Source organism: Mycolicibacillus koreensis (genome assembly GCF_002104795.1).
GTDB classification, from domain to species: domain Bacteria; phylum Actinomycetota; class Actinomycetes; order Mycobacteriales; family Mycobacteriaceae; genus Mycobacterium; species Mycobacterium koreense.
In genome coordinates this window covers 1-1,204 of record NZ_NCXO01000111.1, presented here as the reverse complement: position 1 = coordinate 1,204, position 1,204 = coordinate 1, and the positions used below count along the sequence as shown (strand labels likewise).

Here is a 1,204-nt window from a genome sequence, read left to right as displayed (position 1 = left end):
GGCGGTCGGACACGGCCTGATCAACGCGGTGAAAGCCGACGCCACCAGCGCCGAGATCGGTGGCAACCTCGCCTTCGCCCTGGCCGAACGGTGCCGGATCGCCCGCCGCGAAGCGGGCCGCCGGATCCACGAAGCCGCCGATCTGGGGCCACGGCACGCCCTGACCGGTGAACAGTTGGAGCCGCTGTTGGCGGCCACCGCCGCCGCCCAGCGCGCCGGCCGCATCGGCGCCGGCCACGTCACGGTGATCCGCGATTTCCTGCGCCAACTGCCCAGCCACGTCACCGCAGACCAACGCGCCAAAGCCGAGCAGGAGCTCGCCCACTTCGCCACCCGGTTCCGCCCCGACCAGCTCATCCGGATCGCCCAGCGGATGTTCGACCTGCTCAACCAGGACGGCAACTTCACCGACGAGGACCGAGCGCGCTCACGCGGGGTGACCCTGAGCCGCCAGCAGGCCGACGGGATGAGCCGACTCACCGGCTACATCAACCCCGAACTGCGCGCCACCCTCGAAGCGGTACTGGCCAAACTCGCCGCCCCCGGCATGTGCGATCCCGATCAGACGCCCCCCACCGTCGACGGCCCACCCCCCACCGACGCGATCGAGGCCGACCACCGCAGCACCCCGCAGCGCAACCACGACGCCCTGCTGGCCGCTCTACGATCGCTGCTGGCCTGCGGCACCCTGGGCCAGCACAACGGATTGCCGGCCTCGATCATCGTGACCACCACCCTCACCGAGCTGGAAACCGGCGCCGCACGAGCGCTGACCGGCGGCGGCACCCTGCTGCCGATGAGCGACGTCATCCGACTCGCCCGCCACGCCCACCACTACCTGGCCATCTTCGACCGCGGCAAAGCGATCGGGCTGTTCCACACCAAACGCCTCGCCTCCCCCGGCCAGCGCATCGTGCTCTACGCCAAAGACCGCGGCTGCTCATACCCCGGCTGCGACGTCCCCGGCTATCTCTGCGAAGTCCACCACGTCGAGGACTACGCGAAAAACCCCCAAACCGACATCGACGAACTGACCTTCGCCTGCGGCCCCCACCACCGACTCATCACCCCAACCGGCTGGCGCACCCGCAAAAACCGGGCCGGCGACACCGAATGGATCCCCCCACCCCACACCACCCGCGCCACACCCGGCACCAACACCTTCCACCACCCAGAAAAACTGCTCCACGGCAACGACCACGCC

Annotated in this window: 1 protein-coding gene; it reads left to right on the top strand. The window is 69.9% G+C overall.

Annotation, left to right across the window (positions count from 1 at the left end):
• A partial coding sequence (locus B8W67_RS20090) for an HNH endonuclease signature motif containing protein (protein ID WP_109561856.1) occupies window positions 1-1,204 on the top strand: 1,204 nt, incomplete at both ends.